The sequence below is a fragment of the Nitrospiraceae bacterium genome (assembly GCA_020632595.1).
Lineage (GTDB): Bacteria > Nitrospirota > Nitrospiria > Nitrospirales > UBA8639 > Nitrospira_E.
Window position 1 is genome coordinate 103,660 of the sequence record JACKFF010000005.1, and the last position, 25,039, is coordinate 128,698.

Below are 25,039 nucleotides of genomic sequence, written 5' to 3' on the forward strand. Positions count from 1 at the left end.
AAAAATTTCAGAATACAACCAATGAGTAAAGAATGTGACATTGTCGTTGTTGGAGGAGGTCATGCCGGGTGTGAGGCTGCCCTCGCGGCTGCCAGGATGGGATGCAGGGTGGTGATGCTGACCATTGACTCAAAAAAAATCGCCACGATGCCATGTAATCCCGCTGTGGGAGGGATTGGGAAGGGCCATCTCGTCAAGGAAATCGATGCTCTCGGTGGAGAAATAGGATGGAACACCGACCAGTCAGGCATTCAATTCCGTGTGCTCAATATGAGGAAAGGACCGGCTGTGCGTGCCACCAGGGTCCAGTGTGATAAACAGCTTTACGCCCATCGAATGCAGGAGACACTAAGCAGACAGGATAATTTATCAATTATTCAAGGCACAGTTGATCGGATTCTGACACAGGGCGGGGCGGTCAGTGGCGTCATGACCAATCGCGGCGAAACTATTTTCACTAAAGCGGTTGTTCTGACCTCGGGAACATTTTTGAAAGGTCTTCTGCATATTGGATTGAATCATCTTCCCGGCGGAAGGGCCGGTGAGCCATCTGCGGAGAATCTATCGGATTGCATGAGAGACTTTGGATTTGAAATTGGACGATTAAAAACAGGAACTCCTCCGAGAATAGATAGAGATTCAATTGATTTCAGCGTCATGATTCCCCAGCCTGGGGATTCGGTCCCTCGACCATTTTCTATTCGAACCACTCACATTCCCAACACACAAATTCAATGCCATATTACCTATACGAATGATGAAACACACCGAATTATAAGGGAAAATCTTGATAGGTCTCCTATGTACTGTGGAATCATTGAGTCAACGGGGCCTCGCTATTGCCCATCTATTGAAGATAAAGTGGTCAGGTTTTCTGACAAAAACAGACATCAGATTTTCATGGAACCTGAAACCCTTGATTCACGCTCATTTTACCCAAATGGGATTTCTACCAGCTTGCCGGTGGACGTGCAGCAGGCCTTTGTCCGCACCATACCTGGTCTTGAGCAGGCGGTATTTCTTAGACCCGGCTATGCGATTGAATATGATTACTTCCCGCCACGACAACTTCATGAAACCTTGGAAACGAAACTTGTTAAAGGACTCTTTCATGCCGGGCAAATTAATGGGACATCGGGCTATGAGGAAGCTGCCGCACAAGGCATTATGGCTGGGATTAACGCTGCTCTTCAGGTGAAGGGTGAGAGTCCCCTTATTTTAGACAGGTCTCAGGCCTACATAGGTGTTTTAATTGATGATTTAATTACAAAAGATGCGCGTGAACCCTATAGAATGTTCACCTCAAGAGCGGAATATCGGTTGCTTCTCAGGGAAGATAATGCTGACCTCCGTTTAACGGAGCACGGATATCGTATCGGGCTTGTATCTGAGAGAACATTTAATGCCTTGCAGGAAAAAAAGGGAAAGATCGAGCGGGAAATTCAGCGACTTCATTCCACTGCTCCAAGATCATCCGGGTTGGGCCTTGAGGATATGATTCCAATGGAAAACTTTGCCCCCAATTCGTCACTCGCGCAACTCCTTCGAAGGCCTGAAGTTTCCTATCATCATTTGGCTCAGTTTTTAAATGGAACAAAAGAGGATAATCCTGATGTAGTCGAGGCCATTGAAATAACCATCAAGTATGAGGGGTATATTAAGCGACAGGAGCAACTAATTGGACAATTTAAAAAGCTTGAGCATCGTTATGTTCCAGATAACTTTAACTATGATGATATCAAAGGGTTTTCACGAGAAGTTGTCGAAAAGCTAAAGAAAGTGCGCCCTTCATCAATTGGGCAGGCCTCACGAATTTCTGGAATGACTCCTGCCGCCATTTCACTCCTCCTTGTTGCTGTAGAAAAACATAAAAAGGCCAGCTAGTTCTATTGCCTTATCTTCACTTCGGCCAAGCTTTGGCTTAACTTCTTCAGCTATTCCAACTTACAAAGACCAATGGATTTTCCTTATTTTATGGTTCATGAAAGATGAGATGTTCCACGTGGAACAAAGCGATCAATCTTTTAATTTTCTAGATCATTTCATGCAGGGGGCTCAAAAGCTTGGGCTTTCCTTCTCCGAGGAAATACTTTGTAAATTTGGTCTGTATTTTGATGAATTGCGTCGTTGGGACCGTTCAATTAATCTGACCGGTCTTCGCACAGAACACGAGCGGACCGTTTTGTTGTTCGTCGATTCATTGGCGGGACATATGGCGCTTCGCAATGATCAAGATGCCAGGATTGTTGACATTGGGACTGGTGGGGGATTCCCTGGCATACCACTTAAGTTGGCGTTACCTGCTCTTGATGTTGTATTACTGGAACCAAGGTCCAATAAGACTGCTTTCCTTCATAATATTATTGGGAAGCTTGAATTAGTAAATGTTTCGGTTGTACAGCGTCGTTTGGAAGACGTTGATTGTATGGCGGTGTACGAGGAAAAATGTGATGTCGCCATTTGCAAAGGGGTTAACGTAGACCACATCATTCCGCATCTTGACCGAATTTTGAAAAAAAATGGAAAACTAGTTGTATTTCGATCAAAAAATATTGACAATCATTCCAGGCCCAATGGGATGGTAGTGTTTGAAGAATTATCCTATGATTTACCGTTTGGGTATGGAAGCCGCGTCTTATCTGTTTTGAAATTTGAATCATAGTCAGGGTATTTCCATGTTCCACGTAGAACAATTGCTAATGTTGTTTATTGGATTATGTTGAAACAGACCATTGCTATTGCCAATCAGAAGGGAGGAGTTGGAAAAACCACGACGTCTATCAATCTTGGCGCGGCTTTGGCTATATCTGGAAAATCTGTTTTATTAATTGATTTGGATCCCCAGGCCAATGCGACTAGCGGATTGTCAATTGAACCTCAGGGCGCAACCATTTATGAATGTTTAATGGATAGGCGCTTGGTTGAAAGCGTAATTTTACCTACTAATATAAACGGATTTAGTGTGGTGGCCTCAAAGGGAGATTTGGTTGGGGCTGAAATCGAATTGTCCAATATCCAGGACCATCAAACTATTCTGAAAAATGTGTTGGAAGGAGTTGTGGGCTTCGATTTTATTATTATTGATTGTCCGCCAGCCTTCGGGCTCTTGACAATCAATGCTCTTGTTGCAGCCTCTGCCCTGATCATACCCGTGCAATGTGAGTATTATGCCATGGAAGGATTGGGTCGTTTGTTGGGAAATGTCGAAAGGATTCGGGAGTCATTTAATCCGCAGCTGGCCATTCAAGGCATTGTGTTGACGATGTATGATTCAAGAATTAATCTTTCGCGCCAGGTGCAAGAGGAAATTCGGGGATTTTTTGCGGAGAAAGTCTTTCAGACTGTTATCCCAAGGAATGTGGCGTTGGCTGAAGCGCCCAGTCATGGGAAGGCGGTTTTATCCTATAATGCCGCGTCTAGTGGAGCCAAGGCATATCTTGACCTCGCCAAGGAGATTTTGAGGAATGGAAAAGAAAGCGTTAGGTAAAGGACTGCAGGCCCTACTTCCGGAAAAAAAGACTCTTGTCTGGAAAGTGGAGCAGGATGGTCAGGCGGTCTCCATGATTGCACTGGATCAGATTCTCCCGAACCGCTATCAGCCCAGAACGACATTTTTGGAAGCAGAATTAGATGAGTTAGCGCAATCTGTCAAAGAGCATGGCGTCCTGCAGCCTATTGTCGTCAGGAGAAAAGGCGATGGTATGTTCGAACTCATTGCCGGGGAACGCCGGTTTCGAGCGGCAAAAATTGCCGGGCTGCAGACCATTCCTGTCCTGGTGAGGAATTCCAACGATGAAAAGGCCTTGGCGATTGCGTTGGTTGAAAATATTCAACGTGAAAATCTCAATCCTATTGAGGAAGCCAAGGCCTATTCCCGGTTAATGGGGGAATTCGGCTTAACTCAGGATTTGGTTTCACGCTCAGTGGGTAAGGATCGTTCATCCATCGCGAATATTGTAAGGCTGCTCACGCTGCCAAAGGATGTCCAAGAGTATATTGAGGCGGGGTTGATCAGTTTAGGTCATGCGAAGGTGTTAGCGGGCCTGCCAACTCCAGCAGCACAAATCCAGCTTGCACGGAAAATTGTTTCCGAGCAACTCTCTGTTCGCCAAATTGAGCAGATGATTACCCTGCAGAGAAAAGGTAAAGGCTCTAAATCAAAAAAAGAGGAACCCAATAGATTTCGAAACCTGGAAGAACAATTTCGAAAACGCTTGGGCACTAAGGTCCAGGTAAAGGCGGGGGTCAGGGGAGGGCAAGTCGTCATCCATTATTTTTCCGATGATGAACTTGATCGGATTGCTTCATTGGTTATGGAATAGAATTTGAATAATCTAACGAATGGCTTCAGAGCGAATGGGCTCTCCTTTAAGATGTCAGAGGATCATGATGATGGCAAATGGTCGAGCTAATATTACCGCGTATCGAGTCAGGCAAGAAGGAATTGGAGCACACAGTTATCGAGGAGGGAGAGGCTCATGTTTTTCAAAAAAAACGAAGAAAATACTCAGGATAGGGCAGAAATGAGTCAAGGTCAGGAGAAGGAGTCAACTGTGGTGGATAGTCCGGTGCCCTCAGCCAGTCAGCAGGAATCAGGGGATATTATCGCCTTTGTTGGGGAAGAGGTGACCTTTAAGGGAACCATTCGGTATCAGGGCACAGTTCGAGTGGATGGCCGCCTGGAGGGTGAAATATATACCGACGGCAATTTAATTATTGGGCAAAAAGCGGTCATCGCTGCCAAGATTCATGCAGGAACCATTATGTGTCAGGGACAATTAACGGGGGATGTCGAAGCCAAGCACCGCGTTAAATTATTAACCCCGGCTGTCTTTGAAGGGACAATTACCTCCCCCCTTCTTTCGATAGATGAGGGAGTGGTGTTTAATGGGACCTGCAATATGCCCCAAAAAATTGAGCGAAAAGGCAAAGAAGCCAAACTTGTGATTTCGGTAGAAGAAGCCGTGAAGGTGAAATAAAGCAATCTTCTGCAAAAAATAGGCGGCTAGCTCCCAGCTGGACATGGAGATCCTAGCGTGCAACTTGAGGGCTCTTTACTGGATGAGAGGAGGAACGATGTATGTGGGGTGAAAAAGAAAAGAAAAAGGAATTAGGATTTGGGCAGGAATTTTATACATTTTTGGGAAAAGGTGTTGATTTTAAGGGCAAAGCTCAATTTGAGGGCACAGTACGGGTGGATGGCAACTTTGAGGGGGAAATCACGATTGATGATACCCTCATCATTGGTGAAAGTGCCGTGATCAAAGGGACCATTACAGGTGGAACCATTGTGAACAGTGGCCGGATTGAGGGTGTGATTACCGCAAAATCAAAAATTCAACTCCTAAAGCCGGCGGTTCTCATTGGTGATGTCCATACCCCCATTTTTGCCATGGAAGAAGGCGTATACTTTCAAGGGGAATGTGATATGGGTTCGGCTCCAAAGTTAGAAGCGCCTATGGATAATAAAATCCTCTCCAATGGACAAGGCAAAACGATTCCTAAGGTTGAGCAAAAATTAGAAAAAAAATTAGAAACTGAGCCGTTGAGTCGCTAATGTCTTTCTCTGAATCCAAAAGGGTTGTCTTAGGAATGAGCGGCGGTGTGGATAGCTCCGTGGCTGCCAAATTATTGAAGGAACAGGGGTACGAAGTTATCGGGGTCACATTGAAAGTCTGGGAGGAAGAAGATGACACTTCCGTTTCCAAGCGTTGGCAGGAGCGGGGATGCTGTAAGGTGGGAATGGCCAGACATGTGTCAGAATTATTAGGGATCTCTCACAGGGTCATCGATACCCGTGAACGTTTTCAAAAGGGAGTCATTGAGGATTTCATTGGAGGGTATCTCCAGGGAACCACGCCTAATCCCTGCGTTCGGTGTAATGAACGCGTAAAATTTGGAGGTCTCTTCCAGGTGGCCGATGAACTTAGAGCTGATTATATTGCGACCGGCCACTATGCCAACATCAAACACGATCAAGGAGGGACCCCTTTTCTGGTTCGTGGGAAGGATGCCAAAAAGGACCAATCATATTTTCTCTATCGAATACCGCCCAGGTGGCTCTCAAAAATGATATTTCCTTTAGGAGACATGGAAAAACCTGACGTCTGGAGGGAAGCGGAGGCCATGGGTCTGCCGGTGGACGAACTTAAGGAAAGCCAGGAAATTTGCTTTGTGACGCAGGGTGATTACCGACAATTCCTCAAGCAGCATGCACCTCAGGCTTCAAGTCCCGGAACATTTGTGGATGAAACGGGTAAGGAGCTTGGCCAGCATCAAGGCGTGGCTTTTTATACGCCAGGCCAACGAAAAGGATTGGGTGTTGCCGGAGGAAGCCGTTTGTATGTGCAGCGAGTCCTTCCCGACATGAATATGGTAGTCCTGGGTCCGGCCGAAGATTTAGATTCCAGTGAATGCCTGGTTTCAGACTTGAATATCTTCTCTCCAGAGTCATTGGAGCATGCAAGTAAAATTGAGGTGAAATTTCGGTATAGTTCCCCACCAGTCCCAGCTGCTTACCGATGGTCAGATTCCACTTCGATCACAATAAGGTTTGATGCGCCTGTTCGGGCTTTGAGCCCAGGCCAGTCAGCGGTTTTTTACCTTGGAGATCGGGTCTTGGGAGGTGGAATCATTCAAGGTCCAACCCCAAAGAAAATTATGCAGATGTGCGAAGAAACCAACCCAGCTGCACGTACCCAAGAATAATTGGGAATCAGAAAAAAATCCCTTTACATACGCTCTTTCCGGTTGACAGGCTGCATCACTCATGCTAGTTTCACCCGCTTAACACACGCCCAATTCCGTTCAACACGTGGCTGCCTGGAATCTCTGTAAACTGTGAATAAAAGCACCATTGGGCGCCGGTATGCATCGGCGCTTTTCCAACTGCTCGATAAGTCGGGTATTGAACCCGCACGAAGTGCCTTAAGCGCCTTGCAGCAAGGCTTGGAGGAAACCCCCGCCTTGAAGCATGTCCTCGCTTCACCAGTCTTTAATTTTGAGGAAAAACAGGCTGTCCTGAATGAATTGAGTCAAAGGATGAAAGCCCCTCCGGTCATGCGGGATTTCCTCACTCAACTGTTGAAAAAGAATCGAGCCATGTTGCTCCCTGAAATTTCAGAGGCATTTGCGGAATTAGCCGATCAACAACAGGGAGTTCAGCAAGTCTGGGTTGGCTCGGCCAAACCATTACAAACGGCCGAGAAAGAAAAGATCAAGCACGACTTGTCTCAGACGCTGCACCATGGAGTCGAAGTGGCCTTTGAGGTAGATCCCCATCTTATTGCGGGATTGAGAATAAAAATTGGCAGCCGGGTATTTGATAATACGGTGTCGGGTCGACTAGCCGGTATGCATGATCAGTTGACGAAGGGATAATCCATGCAGATCAAAGCAGAAGAAATCAGCTCCATCATTAAGGAAAAAATCAAGGGATTCGAGCAACGGGTTGATGTCAAAGAAATGGGCTACGTCATCCAGGTGGGTGACAATATCGCCAAAGTTTATGGTTTAGAGGGGGCGATGGCAGGAGAGTTGTTGGAATTTCCTGGTGGAGTGTACGGAGTGGCTTTGAACCTTGAAGAAGATAGTGTCGGAGCGGTGCTCCTGGGCGAAGATGTGGGTATCCGTGAAGGAGATCCGGTGAAACGTACCGGACGAATTGCCGAGGTCCCGGTTGGGGAGGCACTGGTTGGTCGTGTTGTCGATGCCATCGGGAAGCCTATTGATGGGAAGGGTCCCATCAATACCACGGAGACACGTCTTATCGAAATTCGGGCACCAGGCGTGGTTGATCGGCAATCGGTGGGAGAACCTCTTCAAACGGGGCTCAAGGCCATTGATGCCATGATTCCGGTGGGTCGAGGCCAACGAGAGTTAATTATTGGAGACCGTCAGACCGGAAAAACCGCTATTGCGGTTGACACCATTATCAATCAAAAAGGCCTGGGTGTGTTTTGTTTTTACGTGGCCATTGGACAAAAACGATCGACGGTAGCTCGAGTGGTAAAAACCTTGGAAGATCATGGAGCCATGGAGTACACCACTGTGGTGTCCGCCACCGCCAGCGATTCAGCGTCGCTGCAATTTTTTGCACCGTATGCCGGTGTGACCATGGCCGAATATTTCCGTGACAATGGGAAACATGCGCTTATCGTGTATGACGATTTGTCCAAACATGCCACCGCCTACCGCCAGCTTTCTCTGCTTCTTCGACGTCCCCCAGGACGTGAAGCCTATCCGGGCGATGTGTTCTTTTTACATTCCCGATTATTGGAGCGGGCTGCGAAGATGAGTGATGAAAAAGGCGCTGGGAGTTTGACGGCATTGCCGATTATCGAAACGCAGGCAGGTGACGTCTCCGCCTATATTCCCACCAATGTGATTTCTATTACTGATGGACAGATCTATCTGGCAGCTGACCTGTTCTATTCCGGTATTCGGCCGGCGATTAACGTGGGGTTATCAGTTTCCCGGGTTGGAGGGGCTGCCCAAATTAAAACGATGAAGCAGGTGGCTGGAACTCTCCGGCTCGATTTGGCGCAGTATCGGGAAATGGCTGCCTTCGCGCAATTTGGCAGTGAATTGGATAAAGCCACGCAGGCTCAATTGGCTAGGGGTGCGCGCATGGTGGAACTGTTGAAACAGGAGCAATATAAGCCCCTGGCTGTGGCCGATCAGGTGTTGTCGATTTATGCCGGGGTGAACGGGTTTCTTGATAATGTTCCCGTGAATAAAATTCGGGAGTTTGAGCAAGGCCTGTTAGCCTATATTAAAGAGAAACACCCCAATATGCGGGAAGAGGTCGTAACCAAAAAGAAGATTGATGAGGAATTTGGGGGTAAATTAAAAAGCATTATTTCCGAATTTAAACAGTCCAAAGGCTACGATCAAGCCGTGTAAAGTTTTTTGCTATGCCAAGTCTTCAAAGCCTCCGACGAAAGATTGCGTCTGTCAAAAACACGCAGAAGATAACCAAAGCCATGAAAATGGTTTCTGCGGCTAAGTTGAAACGCGCGCAGGATCGAATTTTCGCCGCTAGGCCCTATGCTCATCAGTTACGAGAAGTCATGGGAAACCTGAGCGAACGGGTCAATCGCGCCTCTCATCCTCTTCTGCAACGACGTGACGGGAATACGACTGAACTTCTGGTGGTTACAAGCGACCGCGGGCTTTGCGGGGCTTTTAATACCAATATTCTCAGGCAGGCCGTTGAATTTTTAGAGGAGCAGGCCAGCCAGGGGAAGCAGGTCTCGGTCAGTTTGGCCGGAAGGAAATCTATTGATTTTTTCAGACGACGCCATTGGAAGATTCGTCAACAATGGGGAGGGGTTTTCGATCGGCTCAGTTTTGAGCACGCCCTGGATATCGGGCAAAACATCGTTTCTCAATATCATGAAGGCACCTTTGATCAACTGTATGTGGTCTATAACGAATTTAAATCGGTCATGCAGCAGCAGGTGATCGTCGAAAGGCTGCTCCCAATTGAATCGGTCCAGGAGTCCGGCGAAAGGGAGAAGCCGGCGACGGGTGGGGGTTATTTTTATGAACCCGATGAAAATGAATTGTTAGCCACCTTATTGCCTAAGCATTTTGAAATACAGACGTATCGCGTCTTATTAGAGTCGGCTGCTGCGGAACAGGCTGCACGAATGACGGCCATGGATGGGGCCACACGTAATGCCGGAGAATTAATCAAAAAGGTCACCTTATTTTATAACAAAACACGCCAGGCCGCGATTACCAAAGAATTGATGGATATCGTGGGAGGCGCAGAGGCCCTGAAATAAATCGAAGGTTGATCCTGGCCGGGCACGGGGTCCCGTGTACCGTTCACCAATCTTTTTCAACCAAGGAGTCTATGGTGGGTACGGATGTCGGAAATGGAAAAGTCATTCAAGTCATTGGACCGGTGGTGGACGTGGAGTTTCCTCCAGGAAAACTTCCTAATATTTTTAATGCATTAACGATCACCCATAGATCGGAAGATCAAGACGTACAGTCAGGCATTCAGGTCACATTGGAAGTGGCCCAACACCTTGGGGAAAACCGTGTAAGGGCCGTGGCAATGTCTTCGACCGATGGATTGGTCCGTGGTTTAGAGGTGAAAGATACCGGTGCACCGATTTCTGTTCCTGTTGGACGGGAAACCCTTGGACGGGTCGTCAATGTTTTGGGTGATCCTGTTGATGGATTCGGAGCCGTCAAAACGGAAAAACGGTGGTCTATTCACCGTTCGGCCCCTGCATTAGAAGACCAGGAAACCAAAACAGAAATATTGGAAACCGGAATTAAAGTCATTGACCTGTTGGAGCCCTATGCCAAAGGGGGAAAGGTCGGGTTGTTTGGTGGCGCCGGTGTGGGAAAAACCGTCATCATCATGGAACTTATCAATAATATCGCCCTTCACCACGGCGGGTTTTCAGTCTTTGCCGGAGTCGGTGAACGAACTCGGGAAGGTAATGATCTTTGGCATGAAATGCAGGAGTCCAAAGTCATTGATCCCCATGATTTCTCCAAATCGAAAGCCGCTTTGGTTTATGGTCAAATGAATGAGCCCCCTGGAGCGCGTCTCCGCGTGGGCCTTACCGGACTGACCATCGCCGAATATTTCCGTGATGAGGAGCATCAAGATGTGCTGCTCTTTGTCGACAACATCTTCCGATTCACTCAAGCGGGATCCGAAGTTTCCGCCTTGCTCGGTCGAATGCCATCAGCCGTCGGCTATCAACCGACTTTAGGTACGGAGATGGGAACCTTGCAAGAACGGATTACATCGACCAAGAAGGGATCCATCACCTCGGTTCAAGCGATTTATGTCCCGGCTGATGACTTGACTGACCCAGCTCCGGCAACGGCGTTTGCCCATTTGGATGCCACTACCGTGTTGTCCCGGCAATTGGCCGAGTTGGGCATCTATCCTGCGGTCGATCCATTGGATTCCACCTCAAGAATTTTAGATCCCCATATTCTGGGAGAGGAACATTACCAAGTAGTGCAACGGGTGCAAGGCACCTTGCAACGTTATAAAGATCTCCAGGATATTATCGCAATTTTAGGTATGGACGAATTGTCGGAAGACGACAAACAAATTGTGGCCAGGGCGAGGAAACTCCAACGGTTTCTCTCTCAGCCCTTCCATGTGGCAGAAGCCTTTACCGGCTCTCCAGGGAAATATGTGAAACTCGTTGATACCGTTCGAAGCTTCAAAGAAATCGTGGATGGAAAATACGATGATCTTCCGGAGCAGGCCTTCTATATGGTTGGGCCAATCGAAGAAGCCATCGAAAAAGCTGAAAAACTCGGATACAAACGATAATGGCAGGTGCTGGCGTGACGGCGTCATCAGGAAAGATTCTTTTGGAGGTGGTCACCCCCGATCACCGGTTGCTCAGTAAGGAAGTCGATTACGTTTCGGCTCCTGGAAGCGAGGGGGATTTCGGTGTCCTGCCCGGCCATTGTCATTTTCTGACCACCCTGCGGATTGGCGAACTTCAATACCGTATTGGAGAACAGACTGCATACATGGCTGTGCTCTGGGGGTTTGCTGAAGTGACGCCGACTAAGGTGACGATTCTGGCAGAAATTGCCGAAAAAGCAGAAGACATTAACGTGGAACGGGCCGAGGATGCTGTTCGAAAAGCGGAAGAGCGTCTGGAGCGTGGTGGGCTACCCTCGGAAGTAGAGGAAGCTCGCGTCAGTTTAGAAAAGGCCCGCCTCCGGCAAAAAATTGCCGGTCGCCACCGCCAACAGGCCGATTCCCGTCTTATATAAAGTAATTGACCGCCCCATTTTTCTACCTGCCATGCCGCATGTCGCTACGCGGACGGAGTTCATCGTCACCGCAGGCGAATCGCCCAAACGCCTTGATCATTTTCTTGCCCATCGCGAACCCTATTTTTCCAGGACAGCCCTCCAACGATTAATCGAAGATGGCCATATTACGGTCGGTGGTCAGGTTGTGAAACCCAGCCACAAGGTCAGGCCTGGTGATTTCATTGTGCTGGTCGTACCGCGTCCAGAGCCCGTGGCAATCAATCCTGAACCGATTCCCCTTGTCATTCTCTATGAAGATGAATTCCTACTGGTTCTCAATAAACCGGCAGGCCTTGTGGTTCATCCCGCTCCTGGTCATTGGACCGGGACTTTAGTTAATGCGCTCCTGCATCACATGCAAAGCGGGGAAGGGCATCTTTCAACTATTGGAGGAAAGGAACGTCCGGGGTTGGTGCATCGCCTTGACAAGGAAACGACCGGAATCTTAGTGGTGGCGAAAAATGATCAAGCTCACCGGTTATTGGCGGGACAATTCAAAGCTCATTCCATCATTCGCGTTTATGAGGCGTTTGTGTGGGAAGGGCCAAAGACGCGGGAAGGCCGGATTGAGTTGTGGATTGGACGAGATACCAAAGATCGGAAAACCTTTTCCGCACGCACAACCAATCCCAAAGAGTCGCTAACCGGTTACCGTGTGAAAGAACGATTTGGGGCAGCGGCGGCACATGTAGAGTTATTCCCTGGCACAGGACGCACGCATCAGCTAAGAGTTCACCTCAAGGCTATCGGATGTCCGATCTTGGGTGACCAAACCTATGGAGGGAAAAAGGTCATGGCTATTGGAGGGATTGGGATTCCCCGTGTGATGTTGCACGCCAAAGTTCTTGGCTTCGTACATCCTGTTTCAAACAAAATGATGACATTTTCAGCCGAATTGCCGGAAGATATGGTGACCGTACTGAATGGCTTGAAGGGCAGGGAAGACGCATGGTCGTCTTGACAAGCAGGCAAGCGATTGGAGTAGATTTCAAGATATGAAAAAAGAGGTAAAGCTGGAACCTGGGCAGGTGGTTGACACATTAGGAGAACTGATTGCCAGTCTCTCGGCTTTTGCCGCAAAGGTCCCGGCCAAGTCCATGCTGGCATTGTCTGGTGGAATTCGTCCGACCCCGGAGGCAGTCGATGCCTATGAAACCACGGTCTATCGATTTCGTGACCGGGTGGGGGTCACGTATAAAACTCTCCCTCCCTTATTTGTCGAATCTTTAGAAGCCTTCGAGGCGGGGAAAGTATTTGACGCCGTTCCTCCGCTGTTGCAATGCGTTGAACAGTTGGTGGAATTGCACAATCAGGAAACTATTAAATTCACTTCATCCCAACAACAACGTCTTCGTGATTATCATCGCCGTTTAGAAAAACTTGTCCCAGAAGCCACACAATCCGAAGTCGATCTCCCTACCCCTGAATCGTATTAAGCTTGTTGTCAAAACTGCGCAGGATACCCAGATCTCGCTGAGGGAATTTTGATTGGGGAATAATCGCAAGGAAAATTTCTGCGAGAACAATCGGAATAATGCCCTGGTCTTATTTGTGGAAACTTTATCCTTCCCTCATACCCGCAATTTGTGACCGGAATTCCATTTCAAAAAATATGAGATGTTTTTGAGATGAACGTCTACAAATTATTGCAAAAGGCCAGGATGGCTGAAATTTTTGGTTATCAGCTGAATTCTAGGAGGACTTGAAAAGGAGCAGAGTCGAGTAAGGATTTTTATTTTTTTCACCGAAAAAGAATGGTCGATGGGATTCTTCTTCGAGAACAAGGATCAGTTCAAGTTTGCAGGAGCAAGAAACTGAAGACCCGTTCTGAGGATAAGCTGGTCTCCGTTCGAAGAGGGCGGGAAAATCACACGCCAATTCCTTCCTTTATCTCGTAACCCTTCTCCAATTAAGCTCAGGTGGTACTGAGCATCATTATTTAACGCTATGGCCAGGCTCAGATTGCAAAGGAAGGTCTTACACCCTAAGTGGTAGGAATGAAAGACCAACAAACCCAATTCTTTGGCAACTTGTTTATTAAGGGGTCCTTGCACATGAAACATAATGGTATCAGAGGCCAACTGTTCGGTACGTATCATTGGATTCCTGACGTTCAAAAATATGAAAAATCTTGCTCAAGCCCATTTCAACCCAATAGGAGTTTCTTTGACTATTCCCCAGAGGGGTGGGCCCGAGAGGTGAAAGCGAGTAACTGATAACATGCCTTAATGGAGAATAAAAAGAAGCCGGAACGACCAGGCGAAACCTGACGAAATGAGAGATTGGTTGACGGGGAGTTTGGTGGGATGTATAAAGTCAATTCTTCATGCGTCCGTAGCTCAATTGGATAGAGCATCGGCCTTCGGAGCCGAGGGTTGGGGGTTCAAGTCCCTCCGGGCGCACCATTCAGACTTCCCCTGTGGTCTTGATGATGGTAACATCCCCTCTTCCCGCTCGTAGGGCAATACACGCATACGTAATTGTTGAAGCTCATCACACGTCAGGCAATGTCGATTCTTCTGTTTCATTATTTCCTTCCTGCTGATGCATGGCCTATTTTCAATTAGGGCAAGCGTAATAGTATTGTTGTCCATTCATCATATCAAAGTTGGTATCTTTTTCCGGGATTCTGAGAAATGAGTTGGTCGAATAGCCTCTTGAGTTAACAAATCCAGACTATTTGTTGGAATTGACCATCATGGGTAGTGAGATATCTCCTTTTCTCAAATGAATAGCTCCTGGGTCGCGTTCCTTGAACGCCCATCTATCCATATTCCCCTTCTCGTGGTCATTGGTTTTCTGGCCTTTAGTTCCAATGCCTCTATTTCTTTGTTTGGGGAAACCGAGGGTTTGTACGCCATTATCACCCACACCATGATGGCGGCCGAGGATTATGTGCATCTTTGGTTACGGGGAGAGCCGTACTTTAGTAAACCACCTCTTTTCTTTTGGCTTCAGGCGGGATTCATTCATGGTTTGGGATGGAGTGAGGCTGCGTTACGGTTGCCGTCGATTGTATCCAGTTTGGGAACGATGATAACGACCTATTATTTAGGACGCCTGTTGTTTTCAGGGATGGCAGGATCTTGGGCCGCCCTGGTATGTGCGACCTGTTATGCGGGTTTGTGGTTTGGTCCATTGGCCATAATCGACCCGGTACTAACTTTTTGTATGACGTTGGGAATGTATGCCTGGGCCCGCGCGTATTTTCAAGAATCATCACAGTATTGGTATCTGATCGGTTTTATGGCGTTGGCACTGGGCTCAATGGTCAAAACGTTACATGCCATGGCCTTGCCGGTTCTGGTGATGGGAATATTCTTATGGATGCGCCGTGATGAACGAGTATTCCGGGAATCGTATTTTTGGGTTGGATTCGTGTTGAGTGGCTTGTTACTGAGTGGCTACTACTTGTTACTTGGCCCCGAATTCAGACAGCATTTTTTCTTTGAAGAAAATCTCAAACGCATGATCAGCGTATCGGGCGATCAACAATATTCTGCGTGGGAGGCCTATTGGGGCAAACGTCCCATTTTTTGGTATGGTCTAGTAATCTGGTTCGACTTTTTCCCCTGGTCGGCCTTACTTCCATCTGGTCTTTTTCTCCTATGGAAGCGTCGCCCCTGGCTTGAGTCGCCGAAAGAATTGTGGGTCTTTCTATGGGTCGTGGTGTACTTTGTGGCGTTGAGTTTGGGGCCCGAAAAGCATGAACGATATCTTATGCCTCTCCTCCCGGCATTCGGTTTGTTAGTCGGCTATGTGTATCATCGACTTCTGCGTGAAGCGCCAGTATTAGAAGGAAAGGGTATGTTGAGGGGCTTGTTAGCATGCTTGGGTGGCATTTTTTTGGTTTCGGTATTTCTTGGACCTATTCTGTTGCAAAAAAAATGGCATGTTCCGTTGGACGTCATGCCTTTGATTCTTCGTGTTGGATTAGGCACGTTAGGCCTGATAATGATCGGCCTGGCCGTCAAGAATTATCTGCGAATGGGTCTGATGGGTGTGGGGGTGTTGGGTGTGGCCCTTATGGTGACGGTGACCGGATTTATTATTCCTGGTATTCAAGCGGAAGGTTCCCCCAGGCTGGCATTTGACGAAAATCAACGGCGACTGAATAATCAAACTGATCCAATATCGGTGTTTCAGTCATGGGATTGGCGGGGGGATGAAGATGAATTTTATTGGGATTATCTCCATGGTCGTTCACGAATCGTGGGAAAGGGTCTTAAAGATTCCTTGGCGTTGGAAGAACTCAAAAGGGATGTTCAACAATCTACGCGTCTGGTGATGATGACCAAGGACCAGTATCAACAAATCATTTCCGATGCCCCCAATTTAAGTGCCAATGTATTATTTGAATTCTACCGTTCAAAAAAGAACATTGTGCTTCTTTCTCTCGGTTGGAGAGCACAGCTGGCGGATTCTTGGGACACCCAAAAACAATGAATTCAAAAAAGTTTGCCAAATGTTGAATTCACTGTAAAATTTAGTATCTGGCCCCTATGAAGCGATTCAGGTTAATGGATGGGGGAAATAGTCCTAAGTCCAAAATATGCCCTCGTCTGCCATCCGGTCTACATGCTTACCAAATCATTAAACAAGCAAAAATCATGAATTATTTCCATCGATTAGGATTATGTCTCCTCATGATCGTGTGTGCCTGGTCTTCGCAAGTAGAAGCCAGAGTGCAGATTAAGACTATTCCCTATAACCATGGGGAAGTTGGTTTGGAAGGAGTTGTGGCCTGGGATGATGAAATAAAAGGTAAACGTCCGGGTATTTTGGTTGTTCACGAATGGTGGGGACTAAATGAATATGCCCGAACTCGTGCGGAACAATTGGCGGCCCTGGGATATGTAGCGGTGGCGGTGGATATGTATGGAAAGGGAAAAGTGACCACTCATCCCGATGAGGCCAGGCAATGGATGCAACAAACCACAGCCAATGTAAAGATGTGGCAGGCCAGAGCGAATGAGGGATTTCGGCTTCTTCAGACTAACCCCCTGGTAGATCAAACCCGTTTAGCAGCTATTGGGTATTGTTTTGGAGGGGCGACCGTTATGCAAATGGTGTATGATGGAGCACCGGTCAAAGGGGTCGTAAGTTTCCATGGGTCGCTCCCTCTTCCGCCCGCATATTCTGCCGTAAAGAGTTCAGTCAAAATTCTTATTGCCCATGGGGAGGCCGATCCGTTTCTTAGCCAAGACCACATTAGGAAATTTAAACATGCTTTAGATGAGGCCGGGTTAGATTGGCACATGGTGATTTTTGGTGGTGCCCAACATGGATTCACAAACCCATCGGCCAATCAATATGGGATGAACGGTGTACAATATCAAGAACAAGCTGATCGACGGTCATGGGAACACATGAAAATGTTTTTTGATGAACTGTTTCGATAAGTAGAATTCGCCAGGCAGGAGGCTTTCTATCGATCAAAGAGGAAACAGGTAAGAATCGTTGATCAAGTTCTTATTCATCTTCACCGAAAAATTTGTGTTTACAGGTTTTCCGTCTGAACAGGCCATCCAACATGGCAAAGGCAAGCTCTTATTCCAAGGAAAAACATGATATCGCCAAACAGGAAATTAACTTCAATTCTGGGCGTTTCCGCCTATTACCACGATAGTGCGGCTTGTCTCATCCAGAATGGCAGGATTGTGGCGGCTGCCCAAGAAGAACGGTTCACGCGAAAAAAACATGATGCCGGATTCCCGAGCCATGCCGTTGAGTATTGTCTCCGGCAAGGCGGGGTTGGCATGCGCGATGTCGATTATCTGGTGTTCTACGACAAACCTTTTGTGAAATTTGAACGGTTGTTGGAAACATATTTGTCCTATGCCCCCAAGGGACTTGGATCGTTTTTGACCGCTATTCCTGTGTGGATCAAAGAAAAGCTATTTCTGCGAAACTTACTAGAAAAGGCTTTTCGTCAGGTGGGGAGTCTCGAAAAAAAAGACAACCTACCACCGTTGCTCTTTGGGGAGCACCATGAATCACATGCGGCTGCGGCCTTTTTCCCTTCTCCTTATGAGGAAGCGGTTGTTCTATGTATGGACGGGGTAGGCGAATGGGCAACGACTTCAGCCTGGATCGGGCGGGGAAATCAATTAACACCTCTATGGGAAATTCCTTTTCCACATTCCATAGGTCTGCTGTACTCCGCTTTTACCTACTATACGGGGTTTAAGGTCAATTCCGGTGAATATAAAGTAATGGGGCTTGCTCCCTATGGGGAGCCCAAGTATGTGAAAACGATTTTGGACAATGTGGTGGATGTGAAGCCGGATGGCACCTTCCGACTCAATATGGACTATTTTGATTACTGTACTGGCTTACGGATGACCAACAACAAGTTCGACGCCATATTTGGCGGTCCTCCGCGTCAGGCGGAAAGTACTCTCACCCAGCGGGAAATGGATCTGGCCCGGTCTGTACAAGAAGTCACCGAGATGGTCATGCTTCGTCTGGCCAACAGTCTTCATCGAGAAACGGGCCTTTCCAATCTTTGCCTTTCCGGAGGGGTGGCCTTGAATTGTGTCGGAAACGGAAGAGTGCTGCGGGAAGGTCCATTCAGCGGGCTGTGGATTCAGCCTGCCGCAGGCGATGCGGGGAGCGCGTTGGGAGCGGCCTTAAATGTGCATTACAGCTATCTGAATCAGCCCCGGGTATGCCAGGGTCCAAGTGATGCGATGCGAGGCAGTTATTTAGGACCACGTTTTTCCAACCAGGACATTGAATCCAGCCTCCAACAGCTTGAGGCCAGTTATGAGCGTGTGGAGGATTCGGACCTGTATCGTCGAGTGGCGCAGTATTTGGCTGAGGGAAAGGTTATTGGTTGGTTACAGGGGCACATGGAATTTGGTCCTCGGGCTCTAGGAGGACGAAGTATTTTGGGTGACCCCCGCAGCGAGAAAATGCAATCGGTCATGAATTTAAAAATTAAATATCGGGAGTCTTTCCGTCCTTTTGCGCCATCGGTTTTAAGAGAACGAGTGTCTGAGTATTTTGAGATGGATACCGATAGTCCATACATGTTATTGGTGGCCCCGGTTGCCGAGAAGCGACGACGAGCGGTACAACCGGATCAACAAAAACTTTGGGGAATTGATCTGCTCAATGTTCCCAAATCGGATATTCCGGCAGTGACCCATGTGGATTACTCCGCCAGGGTTCAGACGGTGTCTCCTGACACCAATCCTCGGTACTATCAATTGTTGCAGGAATTTGAAAAGCAAACAGGGTGTGCGGTGTTGATCAATACCTCGTTTAATGTTAGGGGTGAACCGATTGTCTGTACCCCTGAAGATGCCTACCGGTGTTTCATGCGGACGGAGATGGATGTCCTTGTGCTGGAAAATTGTCTCGTTTTGAAGGAATTCCAAAAGCCGGTGGAAAAGGATGAAACGTGGATGAAAGAATTTGAATTGGATTAAGCGTGAAAGAGTAACGATATGACATCAACGATTCATCAACCAACGAACAAGGATCTTCGCTCGTTTGGCTTGCTAATGGGCGGAGTCTTTTTAATCGTAGCTGTATGGCCTCTGGTTATTCATGGAGAAAGCCTTCGAGTATGGGCGAGTCTTATCGCCGTGGTTTTTGGGGTAATGGGAATGGTTTTTCCAAAAGGGCTTGGGCCCCTGCATCGCGTATGGATGAAGATCGGCGAAAAATTAGGTTGGATCAATTCCCGGATAATATTAAGCCTCCTGTTCTTTGGGATGTTTACTCCCATGTCGTTTGTTATGGGATTATTGGGGAAACGACCATTGCAACTTGGTTATGACCCTAAGGCGAACAGCTACCGCGTAGTCAAAAAAGCCAGAGCCGCAGACCATGTGCTAAAACCCTTCTAAGGAGGAACAACAGATGACAGGTTTTCTTGGGGAATTGTGGGACTTTATGCGGGAACGAAAAAAGTTCTGGCTCGCCCCCATCATCATCATGCTCTTATTGCTCGGTGGTCTTATAATCCTGAGTGAAGGTTCAGCCGTTGCTCCCTTTATTTATACCTTGTTCTAACTCGAGGGGGAGGGATGGTGGCTCTAGGATATTTGTTTTGAGTGACAGACAAGGTAAGCCTCCTGAATAAAAAGGAGGGAGCTTCAAGCCCCCTCCTTTTGAGACCCCTTGGTGTTCCCGATCGTACGGGGACACATTGTGGACTTATCACTTATTTCGTGGACTTACTCTTTGTGTCCATGGATTTTAAGGCTCCAGGCGACACAATGTTCGGCCGTTCTTCCTTTCCGGGATTCAGGGCATGTGCATCATGAAATCCTGCCGCTTGCTGGAGTGATTCCTCCTGGCTGGGCGGAGATTTTCCAGGGTCATTGGCTACCGGTTGCCCCGTCACCGGAGACTTCGCGTCTCCCATTGGATACCCTGGATGGTTTGGCAGCATGCCGGGATTTCCCAAGGCTAACGTACTTCCCAATAACATACACCCTATTATATTAATGGTGAATAGATTACGGTTCATGATCATCCCCTCCTCTTTGTTCGATACGATCGGAAATCAAGGGGGTAAAGAACTAAAACCTAGTCTAAATATTTTTTTGGCAACCCCAATTGTTGTCTTCCAATTACCGTCCATCCTGCTTTAATTGTCGATATTTCCGACTTTGTTGTGAACGGTTGGGCGATAGATAGGGTTTAATCCGTCACTTGTCTTTGGCATGTTTTCACTGGGCTGAGAGTCCAAGCAGAAACAACCCCAAGACAAATGATGGAACAGATTTCCCTGCTGCCTATCTCCACACCCTCGCGGGACTGGATCTCGGCTAAATCTTTTTTAGCATCTTGAGAAAAGGATGAGGAGGATTTCTGGATGGTGTAGAATACTGCATGGGCGCACCATATTGTTGGTGGAATTGAGTTTATGCCCCTATGGTAAAACCTGAAAATGACCTTGGGCAAGTGGTGCAAAATGGGGCAAGCCTGACGAGTGAGTCACTTAAACACTATCCTGGTAAAGGTTACACATTGAGTTAGTTTTTGAAATGAAAAACTCCAAGATTACACAAAGATTAAATTCACGGAAAAAATGGAATTACCAGAAGAGAATATGAAACATCACCAGTTTGGAAATAAAAACATATGATGGTTGTCGGCACGCCGTGGGCGAAAGTTTTGTCTGGGATTATGCTTGTTAATGAGCGCTTGGTGGCTTGGAGAAGTTCCAAGCCCAATTCAATCTTAATTGAGAGATTTGCGCTGTATTTTGACCCTCAACAGGCTTTCGTGACCTTAGGAATCCTGTAATATAGGAGAATCCCAGGGCTACCCCCCCATGCGATGACGAATGACGGCTCCAAAGAGGGTGGATCATGTGCATTTGATGCAGGTGCCTGTCCGCATGAAATCTTTGTAATAACGGATCTTCCCTCCGGAACATATCCTTTTCATTGCCCACTGCTCCCCATCATGTGGAGTATGGTCGAAGTTGGGATCCCTCTCGCGACCTGATCCGTCTGCCCTTCAAGGGGTCAACGAGAAGGTAAAGGAACTTTGGGTTTTTGGGGTAGGCACCATTTTCCCGCACAACCCCTTGACTCTCAAAAATGGTAAATTATTATTAGAAAAAGGTCCTCAGGATTTGCGGCAACACAAATTGAGATTCCCCCTTATCATCGAAGAAGGGGAATCGGAAATATTTTGAATATGGGAACCCACCGGGTTCAAATCAAGACATATGTCTGGATCTGAACACGAGCAGATAGCAAGGCTCCGAGTCTTTCTGAATCAACAGGTAATTGGCCAGGAGGGTCTTACCCTCAGGCTCTTGATTGCCTTAATGGCTGATGGCCATCTTCTTGTTGAAGGTGCGCCGGGTTTAGCCAAAACTACCGCTATAAAAACCTTGGCCTCCGGGATTGAAGCTGATTTTCACCGGATTCAGTTTACCCCGGATTTACTCCCCGCCGATATTACCGGGACCGATATTTATCGTCCTCACGACGGCTCGTTTCGCTTTCAACAGGGGCCGATTTTTCACAACCTTGTCCTGGCCGATGAAATTAATCGCGCCCCCGCTAAGGTGCAGGCCGCCCTATTAGAGGCCATGGGAGAACATCAAGTGACAATCGGGCGAACCAGTTATCCCTTGCCCGAGTTGTTTTTAGTCATGGCTACCCAAAACCCCATCGAGCAGGAAGGAACGTATCCTTTGCCTGAAGCGCAATTGGATCGTTTTCTACTCTATGTCCGGGTGCAATACCCCGATGTGGAAGGAGAGCGGAAGATTGTCGAACTTGTTCGTCGACAAGCCAGGACCATTCCCGGGGAGGTAAGGGCAGCCCCCACCCCCGTTCCTCAAAAGGTGATTGTGGCGGCTCGACGACAGATGTGGGATTTATATGTTGCGCCCGCACTAGAAGAATATATCGTCCAATTAGTTATGGCCACACGCGAACCCGGGCCCTATAGCTCCACGCTGAAGCGATGGATCCGGTTTGGGGCTAGCCCTCGGGCAACCATTGGAATGGAGCGGTGTGCCAGGGCGCATGCCTGGCTGGAAGGACGCGATTATGTCTCCCCGGAGGACATACAAGTCGTGGCCCATGATGTGTTGCGCCACCGGATTTTACTGACCTTTGAAGCAGAGGCGGAGGGGATTAGGACCGATCAGGTGATCTCAGAAATTTTAAATCATGTGGCCGTTCCGTAAACAGACAACTCCATCAGAATGCCAGCTGAACCATCCCACAGGACAGGGAGTAGAAGTTCGGCTTGCCGATCTTATCAACATGCGTCACCAGACAGGGGTATTGGGAATCAAGACCCGGAAGCGGGTTCATACCCTTTTGGCTGGTGGAGAGCGATCTCCGTTTAAAGGCAGAGGCATGGATTTTGAGGAATCTCGCCGGTATCAACCGGGCGATGATGTGCGCCTCATGGATTGGCGGGTAATGGCGCGAACTCATGAACCCTATCTCAAAGTCTTTCGCGAAGAACGGGAGCGACCTGTCTTCATCGTCGTGGATAATAGAAAGGGAATGCGATTTGGGACTAAGGTGGCCTTTAAGTCGGTGATTGCCGCCCATGCGGCGGCATTACTGGGATGGGCATCGCACGAGCGAGGAGACCGGGTCGGGGGAGTGGTTTTTTCAGATGTGGACCATGTGGAACTCCGACCCAGGGGAGGGAGAACCGGAGTGCTCCGACTTCTCAATATCCTGGCTCAAAATAGCGTCCACCCACCACAGATACTTGAGCGCCAGACTCCCATTACCTCACCTTTTCAGTTGGCCTTAAATCGAGTCCAGGCAACCGCCAAGCCCGGAAGCCTCATTTTTCTCTTAAGCGATTTTCGCGATTGGGATTATCAGGCCAAACAGACTCTCATCCGATTGGGCGGGCATCAGGATGTGGTGGCCATCTTCACGTATGACCAATTGGAACAAGAGCCCCCACCCGCCGGCCAATATCCTGTGACGGACGGTATACGCATGGGAATATTGAATACAGGATCTGCCAAAACAATCCAATCCTATTCAGAGTGCTTTAGGGAACGATATGAAGATGTCCGGACCCTGTGCCTATCCCGTGGAATCGGATTCATTCCTTTGGGAACCCACGACGATATTCTTTTCCAAATGCGTGGTGGGTTCCAGGATCTTGGACATCGGCGAAGTGCCCATCACAGTATGGCATGACGGGAATGGGCTAACATGCCGACGGCAAGTTCTCCCTTACAAGGGCTCCGGGATGTGCATCTGCCACCTCCGATTTCTTTGTGGCCTCCGGCTCCAGGTTGGTGGATCACATTGGGTCTGGTCATGATGGGAGTCATCCTGTGCCTGTGGATTCTGAGAAATCGACGTCGAAAACAGTCGTGTCGACTTGCGATGAATGAACTGAGTGCGATCAAACAGTACTATGAGACCCATCGAGATGACCAATGGCTGATTCAACGCCTTTCGGTCATGGTCCGTCGCTATGCCTTGGCCCGCTTCCCTCGAACCGAAGTCGCAGGGCTCGCGGGAATGGCCTGGCTGCAGTTTTTGGACCGGTCGGGTCGAACCAATCAATTCACTGACGGGATTGGCCATCTGTTAAGTTCAGGGCCCTACCAACAGCAGGCGGTGTCGGCTGCCGAACTGGTGCCCCTGGTCGAACAGTGGATTAAGCAGGTGACTTCACCCACAGAGAAGGGCACGGCATGATGACGCTGGCCTGGCCATGGGTGTTGGCGCTTGTTCTGTGTCCCTGGATGGTGCGTCGTTGGGCAACCCCTGTCTCCAATTCATCCTGCCGGGCCATGAGGGTGCCGCATTTTGAAGACATTATGTCCCTTCAGTCCAACCAGTTGATTGGGCCGACTCGTTCACGGCACTCAACATTGTTTTGGGCGGGGATATGTATCTGGGCCGCCTTGCTCATTGCGGCTGCCCGTCCACAGTGGATTGGCGAACCTGTTGGATTGCCTACCAGTGGACGTGACCTGATGTTGGCAGTGGATGTTTCCGGTAGTATGAAGATTCCAGATTTTTCCATAAAAGGACAGGAAGTCACCCGCTTGGAGGTGGTGAAAGCCGCAGCCGGGGAATTCATCGCTGGCCGAACTGGCGATCGTATAGGGTTGATTGTCTTTGGTTCCCAGGCCTACGTGCAGACCCCTTTGACTTTTGATCGGGATACGGTCAAGGCCATGTTGACGGAAACAGAAATTGGTTTGGCGGGACAGGAAACCGCCATTGGCGATGCGATCGGCCTTGCGGTGAAACGGCTCGTAGAACAACCCGCGGGAAGCCGGGTATTAGTGCTATTAACTGATGGGGCCAATACCGCGGGAGAAGTGTCGCCCGCGCAAGCGGCGACCTTGGCTGAGGAGCAAGGTATTCGAATCTATGCCATCGGAGTTGGTGCGGATCGAATGGAGATTGAATCATTTTTCGGCACACAGACGGTGAATCCTTCTCGTGATTTGGATGAAGATGCCCTGCGCCAACTCGCGCAACGTACCGGAGGATTGTACTTGCGTGCCAAAGACACCGAGGGACTTACGAGAGTGTATAAAGAATTAGATCGTCTTGAACCGGCGGCTACGGAAACGGAACTGTTTCGACCGACGATCGAATTATATATATGGCCGTTAGGATTCGCGCTGGCCCTTTCCTGTGTTATGGCCATGTCTTTTATCTGGAATAGGAATTGGGTCCTCCGATCGAGATGGAAGGCGGAAGCCATCTCCGCACAAGCAGGAGCCGGACGATAA

24 protein-coding genes and 1 tRNA gene are annotated in these 25,039 nt (G+C 48.4%); 24 read left to right on the plus strand and 1 reads right to left on the minus strand.

The genetic code is table 11. The annotated features are described in order from the left end of the window. Window positions 1–21 precede the first annotated feature (21 nt). From mnmG to H6750_11310, 20 genes are all read left to right on the plus strand, one after another. Window positions 22–1,884 (plus strand): tRNA uridine-5-carboxymethylaminomethyl(34) synthesis enzyme MnmG, encoded by a 1,863-nt coding sequence (gene mnmG, locus H6750_11215; protein ID MCB9774878.1) that lies wholly within the window; start codon window positions 22–24, stop codon window positions 1,882–1,884. Between the two features lie 118 nt (window positions 1,885–2,002). Further along, window positions 2,003–2,662, plus strand: coding sequence for a 16S rRNA (guanine(527)-N(7))-methyltransferase RsmG (rsmG, locus tag H6750_11220; GenBank protein MCB9774879.1), 660 nt, complete (start codon window positions 2,003–2,005; stop codon window positions 2,660–2,662). 57 nt (window positions 2,663–2,719) lie between these two features. Continuing rightward, complete coding sequence (locus H6750_11225) at window positions 2,720–3,487, plus strand: ParA family protein (GenBank protein ID MCB9774880.1); 768 nt, start codon at window positions 2,720–2,722, stop codon at window positions 3,485–3,487. Next, window positions 3,465–4,322: a ParB/RepB/Spo0J family partition protein gene (locus H6750_11230; protein ID MCB9774881.1), complete on the plus strand. Its 858-nt coding sequence runs from the start codon at window positions 3,465–3,467 to the stop codon at window positions 4,320–4,322. The genes H6750_11225 and H6750_11230 overlap by 23 nt, the downstream gene beginning before the upstream one ends. 156 nt (window positions 4,323–4,478) lie before the next feature. Continuing rightward, a complete protein-coding gene (locus H6750_11235) occupies window positions 4,479–4,979 on the plus strand; it encodes a polymer-forming cytoskeletal protein (GenBank protein ID MCB9774882.1) in 501 nt (166 codons plus the stop codon). A gap of 101 nt (window positions 4,980–5,080) precedes the next feature. Then, a complete protein-coding gene (locus tag H6750_11240; protein ID MCB9774883.1) occupies window positions 5,081–5,557 on the plus strand; it encodes a polymer-forming cytoskeletal protein in 477 nt (158 codons plus the stop codon). Further along, entirely contained in the window at window positions 5,557–6,708 is a 1,152-nt protein-coding gene (gene mnmA / locus H6750_11245) for a tRNA 2-thiouridine(34) synthase MnmA (protein ID MCB9774884.1), read from the plus strand. Before H6750_11240 ends, mnmA begins: the two co-directional genes overlap by 1 nt. Window positions 6,709–6,840: 132 nt before the next feature. Next, complete coding sequence (gene atpH / locus H6750_11250; protein MCB9774885.1) at window positions 6,841–7,380, plus strand: ATP synthase F1 subunit delta; 540 nt, start codon at window positions 6,841–6,843, stop codon at window positions 7,378–7,380. Between the two features lie 3 nt (window positions 7,381–7,383). Further along, entirely contained in the window at window positions 7,384–8,904 is a 1,521-nt protein-coding gene (locus tag H6750_11255) for a F0F1 ATP synthase subunit alpha (protein MCB9774886.1), read from the plus strand. A gap of 11 nt (window positions 8,905–8,915) precedes the next feature. Further along, a complete protein-coding gene (gene atpG / locus H6750_11260) occupies window positions 8,916–9,791 on the plus strand; it encodes an ATP synthase F1 subunit gamma (protein ID MCB9774887.1) in 876 nt (291 codons plus the stop codon). A 71-nt stretch (window positions 9,792–9,862) separates the two neighbouring features. Continuing rightward, the gene (gene atpD, locus H6750_11265) at window positions 9,863–11,320 is read left to right on the plus strand and encodes a F0F1 ATP synthase subunit beta (GenBank protein MCB9774888.1); all 1,458 of its coding nucleotides are present in this window, start codon (window positions 9,863–9,865) and stop codon (window positions 11,318–11,320) included. Next, window positions 11,320–11,775, plus strand: coding sequence for a F0F1 ATP synthase subunit epsilon (locus tag H6750_11270; GenBank protein MCB9774889.1), 456 nt, complete (start codon window positions 11,320–11,322; stop codon window positions 11,773–11,775). The genes atpD and H6750_11270 overlap by 1 nt, the downstream gene beginning before the upstream one ends. A gap of 31 nt (window positions 11,776–11,806) precedes the next feature. Then, window positions 11,807–12,778 carry an RluA family pseudouridine synthase gene (locus H6750_11275; GenBank protein MCB9774890.1) on the plus strand — a complete coding sequence of 324 codons (972 nt, stop codon included), beginning with the start codon at window positions 11,807–11,809 and terminating at the stop codon, window positions 12,776–12,778. A 34-nt stretch (window positions 12,779–12,812) separates the two neighbouring features. Beyond that, window positions 12,813–13,253 (plus strand): hypothetical protein, encoded by a 441-nt coding sequence (locus H6750_11280; GenBank protein ID MCB9774891.1) that lies wholly within the window; start codon window positions 12,813–12,815, stop codon window positions 13,251–13,253. A gap of 892 nt (window positions 13,254–14,145) precedes the next feature. Beyond that, window positions 14,146–14,222: transfer RNA gene (locus H6750_11285), tRNA-Arg, on the plus strand. Window positions 14,223–14,544: 322 nt separating this feature from the next. Continuing rightward, window positions 14,545–16,263, plus strand: a complete 1,719-nt coding sequence (locus H6750_11290) for a glycosyltransferase family 39 protein (protein ID MCB9774892.1) — start codon at window positions 14,545–14,547, stop codon at window positions 16,261–16,263. A 164-nt stretch (window positions 16,264–16,427) separates the two neighbouring features. Beyond that, the gene (locus H6750_11295; GenBank protein MCB9774893.1) at window positions 16,428–17,219 is read left to right on the plus strand and encodes a dienelactone hydrolase family protein; all 792 of its coding nucleotides are present in this window, start codon (window positions 16,428–16,430) and stop codon (window positions 17,217–17,219) included. A gap of 165 nt (window positions 17,220–17,384) precedes the next feature. Then, on the plus strand, window positions 17,385–19,253 hold the full coding sequence (locus tag H6750_11300; protein MCB9774894.1) for a carbamoyltransferase: 1,869 nt from the start codon (window positions 17,385–17,387) through the stop codon (window positions 19,251–19,253). 18 nt (window positions 19,254–19,271) lie between these two features. Further along, a complete protein-coding gene (locus H6750_11305; GenBank protein ID MCB9774895.1) occupies window positions 19,272–19,676 on the plus strand; it encodes a sxtJ in 405 nt (134 codons plus the stop codon). Between the two features lie 13 nt (window positions 19,677–19,689). Continuing rightward, window positions 19,690–19,842 carry a hypothetical protein gene (locus H6750_11310; protein ID MCB9774896.1) on the plus strand — a complete coding sequence of 51 codons (153 nt, stop codon included), beginning with the start codon at window positions 19,690–19,692 and terminating at the stop codon, window positions 19,840–19,842. Window positions 19,843–19,993: 151 nt separating this feature from the next. Here H6750_11310 and H6750_11315 read toward each other — a convergent pair whose 3' ends face one another. Continuing rightward, window positions 19,994–20,302 carry a hypothetical protein gene (locus H6750_11315; GenBank protein ID MCB9774897.1) on the minus strand — a complete coding sequence of 103 codons (309 nt, stop codon included), beginning with the start codon at window positions 20,300–20,302 and terminating at the stop codon, window positions 19,994–19,996. A gap of 1,212 nt (window positions 20,303–21,514) precedes the next feature. On the opposite strand from H6750_11315, the gene H6750_11320 reads away from it, so the two are divergent. Genes H6750_11320 through H6750_11335 form a run of 4 tightly spaced genes read left to right on the plus strand, consistent with a single transcriptional unit; the run spans window position 21,515 to window position 25,039 of the window. Further along, on the plus strand, window positions 21,515–22,489 hold the full coding sequence (locus tag H6750_11320) for a MoxR family ATPase (GenBank protein ID MCB9774898.1): 975 nt from the start codon (window positions 21,515–21,517) through the stop codon (window positions 22,487–22,489). Further along, window positions 22,473–23,477 (plus strand): DUF58 domain-containing protein, encoded by a 1,005-nt coding sequence (locus H6750_11325; GenBank protein MCB9774899.1) that lies wholly within the window; start codon window positions 22,473–22,475, stop codon window positions 23,475–23,477. The genes H6750_11320 and H6750_11325 overlap by 17 nt, the downstream gene beginning before the upstream one ends. 15 nt (window positions 23,478–23,492) lie before the next feature. Further along, complete coding sequence (locus tag H6750_11330; protein ID MCB9774900.1) at window positions 23,493–23,987, plus strand: DUF4381 domain-containing protein; 495 nt, start codon at window positions 23,493–23,495, stop codon at window positions 23,985–23,987. Then, window positions 23,984–25,039 carry a VWA domain-containing protein gene (locus tag H6750_11335; protein ID MCB9774901.1) on the plus strand — a complete coding sequence of 352 codons (1,056 nt, stop codon included), beginning with the start codon at window positions 23,984–23,986 and terminating at the stop codon, window positions 25,037–25,039. Before H6750_11330 ends, H6750_11335 begins: the two co-directional genes overlap by 4 nt.